7 protein-coding genes and 1 pseudogene are annotated in these 5332 nt (G+C 58.6%); 6 read left to right on the top strand and 2 right to left on the bottom strand.

Annotated features, from left to right (window positions below; genetic code table 11):
• The first annotated feature begins 180 nt into the window (after positions 1–180).
• The 3 genes from HKL97_RS04810 to arsB all read left to right on the top strand — a co-directional run bounded on the left by HKL97_RS04810 (position 181) and on the right by arsB (position 2228).
• Positions 181–540, top strand: coding sequence for a helix-turn-helix transcriptional regulator (locus HKL97_RS04810; protein WP_291422997.1), 360 nt, complete (start codon positions 181–183; stop codon positions 538–540).
• 176 nt (positions 541–716) lie between these two features.
• Positions 717–1130, top strand: coding sequence for an arsenate reductase ArsC (locus tag HKL97_RS04805; protein ID WP_291422995.1), 414 nt, complete (start codon positions 717–719; stop codon positions 1128–1130).
• 9 nt (positions 1131–1139) lie between these two features.
• Positions 1140–2228, top strand: coding sequence for an ACR3 family arsenite efflux transporter (gene arsB / locus HKL97_RS04800; protein WP_291422993.1), 1089 nt, complete (start codon positions 1140–1142; stop codon positions 2226–2228).
• A gap of 94 nt (positions 2229–2322) precedes the next feature.
• Here the strand turns inward: arsB and HKL97_RS04795 are convergent.
• Both HKL97_RS04795 and HKL97_RS04790 read right to left on the bottom strand, forming a co-directional pair.
• Positions 2323–2511: pseudogene (locus HKL97_RS04795) on the bottom strand (IS701 family transposase); the annotation flags it as partial.
• Between the two features lie 78 nt (positions 2512–2589).
• Positions 2590–2865: a metal/formaldehyde-sensitive transcriptional repressor gene (locus HKL97_RS04790; RefSeq protein ID WP_291422991.1), complete on the bottom strand. Its 276-nt coding sequence runs from the start codon at positions 2863–2865 to the stop codon at positions 2590–2592.
• 302 nt (positions 2866–3167) lie between these two features.
• Here HKL97_RS04790 and HKL97_RS04785 point away from each other — a divergent pair, with 302 nt between their 5' ends.
• From HKL97_RS04785 to HKL97_RS04775, 3 genes are read left to right on the top strand one after another with little or no spacing between them, the layout of a single operon-like run.
• Entirely contained in the window at positions 3168–3365 is a 198-nt protein-coding gene (locus HKL97_RS04785; protein ID WP_291422989.1) for a hypothetical protein, read from the top strand.
• Positions 3366–3425: 60 nt separating this feature from the next.
• Complete coding sequence (locus tag HKL97_RS04780) at positions 3426–4802, top strand: NRAMP family divalent metal transporter (protein ID WP_291422987.1); 1377 nt, start codon at positions 3426–3428, stop codon at positions 4800–4802.
• A 12-nt stretch (positions 4803–4814) separates the two neighbouring features.
• Positions 4815–5096, top strand: a complete 282-nt coding sequence (locus HKL97_RS04775) for a hypothetical protein (RefSeq protein WP_291422985.1) — start codon at positions 4815–4817, stop codon at positions 5094–5096.
• Positions 5097–5332 lie beyond the last annotated feature (236 nt).

The raw sequence follows: 5332 nt of genomic DNA, 5'->3' as shown, positions 1-5332 counted from the left end.
CGCTGATGCCCATACAAACCTCCCGAGCAAATCAGCAGTCAGTGAATCAGCTCTTCGGCGTTAATTCAAGACGCTCAGAGATGTGTGCATCGGATAGCCTAATGGCAGGGGGATTACCATCCAGTGTCATCGCACTTTTAGAGCCTTCCCATTATCTGTTATTTCCACTATATATGAAATATGGACAATGACGGCATCATTCTCGCTCTTGGCGCCCTCGCGCAGACGACCCGGCTGGATGTATTCCGGCTTTTGGTTCGCCATGAGCCGGCCGGAATTGCGGCCGGTGAAATCGCACGGCAGCTGGAAATTCCACACAACACGCTCTCGGCTCATTTGGGGATTCTTGCCCGGTCAGGGCTGGTGCAGAGCCAGCGAAAAAGCCGCTCGATCATTTACCGGGCCAATCTGGAGGGCTTCCGGGCGATGATGCTCTTCCTCGTCTCGGATTGCTGCGGCGGGAATCCCGATCAATGCGCCACGCTCATCAACGAGCTTATCTCTTGCTGCCCGGCGAAACCTGCCGTTTTCCAGTATTGATGAATTGGCGCTCGCTATGCGTCTCAAGGCGATCGGCCGGATGGAAGGCGCAACCGACCAACCTGGCACCACCGGTTGAAGATGCCACTCATGGCTGCGGGTATCGCGTGGGGCCCGGACTGGCCGCCAGAACGTCATAACGTATACAAAATTTTTCAATCAAGGAGTCTATTTTAATGACGGCTCAAAAGACGGTTCTCATTCTCTGCACCGGCAATTCCTGCCGTTCGCAGATGGCGGAAGTACTGCTCCGGCACGATCTGGGTGGCGCGGTGCGTGTGCTCTCGGCGGGTACACGCCCGCAGCCCAAGGTGGCTGACGGCGCCATTGCGGCATTGCAGGAGGCAGGGCTGCCAACCGATGGGCTCTACCCGAAAGACGTTGACGTGGTGATGAACGAGCCGATCGATCTGGTCGTGACCGTTTGTGATAATGCGAAGGAAACCTGCCCGGTGTTTCCACGCCCGGTGCCGCGCGAGCATATCGCGTTCCACGATCCGCATGGCGAACCGTTGGAGAGTTTCATCCGCGTGCGCGATGATATCCGCGCCCGTTTGGTGCCCGCCGTCCGCGAAGCCCTGGGCCTGTAAGGAGCTGTCATGTCTGTACAATGTGAGGTTACCGCCAGGGGCGTGGCCGGGGCGAAGATGAGCGTATTTGAGCGTTTTTTGAGTCTCTGGGTTTTTTTGTGCATCATCGCCGGGATTTTGGCCGGGCAGGTGGCGCCCGGGCTGTTCCAGGCAGTTGGCGGCATGGAAATCGCCCAGGTCAATCTGCCTGTCGGGCTGCTGATATGGGTGATGATCATCCCCATGCTGGTGAAGGTCGATTTCGGGGCGTTGCATGAGGTGAAGCAGCATGTGCGCGGCATCGGCGTAACGTTGTTCATCAACTGGATGGTCAAACCCTTCTCGATGACGCTGCTGGCTTCGCTCTTCATCGGGCATTTGTTCCGGCCGTTGCTGCCGCCCGGGCAGATTGACAGCTACATCGCCGGGCTGATCTTGCTGGCGGCAGCCCCCTGCACGGCCATGGTGTTTGTGTGGAGCCGTCTCTCGGGTGGTGATCCGTTGTTCACGCTCTCGCAGGTTGCGCTTAACGATACCATCATGGTGTTTGCCTTCGCGCCCCTTGTCGGCTTGCTGCTGGGGTTGTCGTCGATCACTGTGCCGTGGGCCACGCTGCTGACCTCCGTGGTGCTCTATATCGTCATTCCGGTCATCATTGCGCAGCTCTGGCGCCGTAGCTTGTTGAAGCGCGGCCAGGGCGTGTTCGACGCCGCGATGGCCAAGATCGGCCCCTGGTCGATCCTGGCCCTGCTGCTCACCCTGGTATTGCTGTTCGCTTTCCAGGGGGCTCAAATCATTAGGCAGCCGCTGGTAATCGTGCTTCTGGCCGTGCCCATTCTGGTGCAGGTATTCTTCAACGCCACGCTGGCCTACGGGCTCAACCGCGCGCTGGGTGAAAAACACAACATTGCCTGCCCCTCGGCATTGATCGGCGCTTCGAACTTCTTCGAGCTGGCGGTGGCGGCGGCCATTAGTCTGTTCGGCTTCAACTCCGGCGCGGCGCTGGCAACGGTGGTGGGGGTGCTGATTGAAGTGCCCGTGATGCTGCTGACAGTCAAACTCGTGACCGCGACCAAGGGCTGGTATGAGCGGGCCGATGGAGCCAAGAGCCATGGTTGAGACGGTGATGCCAAATGTGCAGCAGGCGTTCGCCGCGACGGGCAGAAGCTGCTGCTGGCGGTGAAAAGCATGGGCGGTGAAAGCGAAGCCGCCTGGCGCGCATCCACCCCGTCTTACGCGGCTCGTTGCCAAGAAGCGTATCAAGAAAATCGCCCGCCGGCGCCGCAACACGAGACTGCGTGAACAATGGACGTATACGGCCCTTCACATCCCGGAGCGATGACGCCCAAAGCTCCAATGTCTCTTCAACAGATGCGCCGCTACTTATCAGAGCCTGAATCATGGTTGCCCGTTGATTCAGAACTCGCGATAAAATGCAACTGTAGTGTTGGGCGAATTTTTGGAATTTTAGGTTAAAGTTTTAGGTTAAATAGGCATGAACGACGTGGATCAGCTCCTCTGCGGCCTTCGACCTTTCAGCTGCATCCTGTTTGGGGTCCACCAAATGTTGGCGGACATGATGTTCGATCACCGTGGCGATAAAGCCGTCCAGCGCCCCCCGGCAGGCAGTGGCCTGTTGCAGCAAGGCCGTGCAATCGGCGTTCTCCTCCAGGGCCAGACGCATCGCCTCCATTTGGCCACGCAAGCGGCTCAGCCTGTTCGCCAGCCTGCGTTTTTCCTTGTCCGAGTAATCCATTTACCGCTTGACCTTATACTGGTGGGGGGTATATAGCGGGGTACGGTCAAAGAGGCTAGCCTCGTTGGCCGTCATCATTCATTAAACCCAAACGAAGGATCTCATGAGCCCGCGATCTAGCCAACAATCACCGGAGAGCGACAGTAGGTATTTCCTGCCTGCTGTAAAGCTGTCCGCTGATTGCTCAATCGCCCGGGCTAGGCATGGTTCCATCCGGGGTGTCGCGCTGATGCGCTGACCCCAAATGGCCAGGCCTCCCGGGCTCAAAGCAACCGCTTGAGCCATAGGAGGCCGCAATGGCCATGAACCTGCACACATGCTTCAACAAAGACTTTTCCATCACCACGGCCGCGCAAATCGGCTGCGAGGTTCAGCGTACCCTGGCGGGGGTGCGCTGCCACGGGCCTGTGCTGGTCATGCACTGGGTGGAAGAGCCCAGCGGCCGTGTGGCCTATCACTGGGACATCGAAATGCCCCAGGCTGACTTCACCGCGCACTAACCACAAAGCTTTAACTGGATAAGCGGCCACCGGATGCGCGGTGACCGTTGGAGACGGCTTATGACCGAAATCAACAAAATTCTGGATATCGACCTCGCGGCACCGGTTTCTTACACCGAGGGCTTGGAGGAACGGTTGCGCGACCGGCTGCATCTGCAGCGGCTGCGTGCCGCGCCCAGGACACTCCGCAACCGCCTGGCGCTTATTCTGGCATTGGTTGGGCCAGGCCTGCTCGTCATGCTCGGTGACAACGATGCCGGCGGCGTTATCACCTATGCCCAGACCGGTGCTACTTACGGCATCAGCCTGTTTATCCCGCTGATGATCCCGCTCGGCTTCATCGCCTATCTGGTGCAGGAAATGACCATCCGCCTGGGCGCTGTCACGCGCCGGGGCCATGCCGAGATGATCTGGAAGCGTTACGGTGCCTTCTGGGGCGCGTTCTCGCTTTTTGACCTGGTGGCTGCGAATATTCTCACCCTGATGACGGAGTTCATAGGCATCCGCGTTGCCAGTGAGATTTTCCATGTGCCGTATATGGTGACAATCCCTCTGGCCTTCGCCTTCATCACCGGGGTTCTGGTGTTTCTCAAATATTCGAGCTGGGAGCGGGTTTCTCTGCTTGTTGCGGCCTTCAATATGGTCTTCGTGCCGCTGGCACTGATGTCGCACCCCGACTGGTCCGCCATTGGCCGCACCTTCACCGGCGCCTCCGGCTGGGCTCTGCCGGGCGGGTTGTTTTCGGCCTCGTTCCTTATCCTCATTTCGGCAAATTTCGGGACCACCATTGCGCCCTGGCAGTTGTTCTTTCAGCAATCCTGCGTCGTCGACAAAGGCTTGTTGGTGCCTGACATCCAGGCCAGCCGGCGCGACCTGATGCTGGGCGTCGTTGGCATGGTGGTTGTCGCCATCGCCATCATCGTGCTGTCGGGCCAGTATCTGCATTCCCTGCCCAATGCCACCTCGCTCGGTGATCAGGATGTCGTCAATGGCATTGGCGCCAAGCTGGGCCAAGGGGCAATGGTGCTGTTCGCGCTGGGCTTGCTGGAAGCGGGGCTGATCGCGGCCATCGTGATTACGGCGAGCACCGCCTGGGCCATCGGCGAAGCGTTGGATGTGCCGCGCTCGGTGAACGTATCGCCACGCCGTTCGCTTTATTTCTACGCGCCCGCTGTGCTGGGCACGGCGGTTTCCGCCGGCGTGCTGATGCTCCCCAACGTGCCGGTCGGGTTCCTAAACCTGACGGTGCAGGTGATTGCCACCGTCTTTATGCCGGCGGCCATGCTGTTCCTGCTGATGCTGCTCAACGACAAGGAACTGCTCGGCGCGCATGTGAACTCGCCGGTGCGCAATGCACTGTCTGTCGGGGTTATGCTGCTGCTGATCGCCTGCAACGGCCTCTACGGTATCTCCACCGTTTTCCCCAATCTGCTGTGAACGAAGTGTGTTATGAAACGTAAGAATCATTTTTTTTACGAATCCCGGAGTGGGCAACGCCGCCCCGACCGGTTGCCGCCCATTTTGCACCTTAATCGCGACAAGTATGTCCAGGACGATACCGCCGGCCTCAATGCGATCGCGCATAGCGAGGGTTGGCTGACGCCGCCGCCAGGGGTTGCGCGCGTCACGTTAAAACCCTGGCAACAGGCCGTCTTTTGGGGCTTGCGGGTTTACATCGTGGTGATGCTGGTTGTCATGGGCATTGGCTTTTTCCATGGTGCTGGTGGCTAATCTTACTGTGTCATAAATTTCTTCGATCAAAAGTTTCTTGGCAGCATGGGCAACGTGGCCGTGTTCGGGAGATTGCGCGGGCGATAGCTTATGACGCAGTAAGACTAGTGGGACACGTCATTGAAAATGCCGTGTCCCACTAGTGTCCTGATCGATAAATAGGCTACATTCTGGCTGGGTTTTGTACGAGGAGGCTGGAATGGCGAAGGGGCGCGCGGTTGCTGTCGTGTTGGATG

The sequence above is a fragment of the Acidocella sp. genome (assembly GCF_013044125.1).
Lineage (GTDB): Bacteria > Pseudomonadota > Alphaproteobacteria > Acetobacterales > Acetobacteraceae > Acidocella.
Note: the sequence above shows the minus strand (reverse complement) of the source record. Positions and strands in the feature narration are given on the sequence as shown.

What these genes read in the sequence shown, in the direction of transcription:
- HKL97_RS04790 (WP_291422991.1), bottom strand. Translation starts at nt 2,865, where the DNA reads ATGGATTACTCGGACAAGGAAAAACGCAGGCTGGCGAACAGGCTGAGC.
- HKL97_RS04775 (WP_291422985.1), top strand. Translation starts at nt 4,815, where the DNA reads ATGAAACGTAAGAATCATTTTTTTTACGAATCCCGGAGTGGGCAACGC.
- arsB (WP_291422993.1), top strand. Translation starts at nt 1,140, where the DNA reads ATGTCTGTACAATGTGAGGTTACCGCCAGGGGCGTGGCCGGGGCGAAG.
- HKL97_RS04785 (WP_291422989.1), top strand. Translation starts at nt 3,168, where the DNA reads ATGAACCTGCACACATGCTTCAACAAAGACTTTTCCATCACCACGGCC.
- HKL97_RS04805 (WP_291422995.1), top strand. Translation starts at nt 717, where the DNA reads ATGACGGCTCAAAAGACGGTTCTCATTCTCTGCACCGGCAATTCCTGC.
- HKL97_RS04810 (WP_291422997.1), top strand. Translation starts at nt 181, where the DNA reads ATGGACAATGACGGCATCATTCTCGCTCTTGGCGCCCTCGCGCAGACG.
- HKL97_RS04780 (WP_291422987.1), top strand. Translation starts at nt 3,426, where the DNA reads ATGACCGAAATCAACAAAATTCTGGATATCGACCTCGCGGCACCGGTT.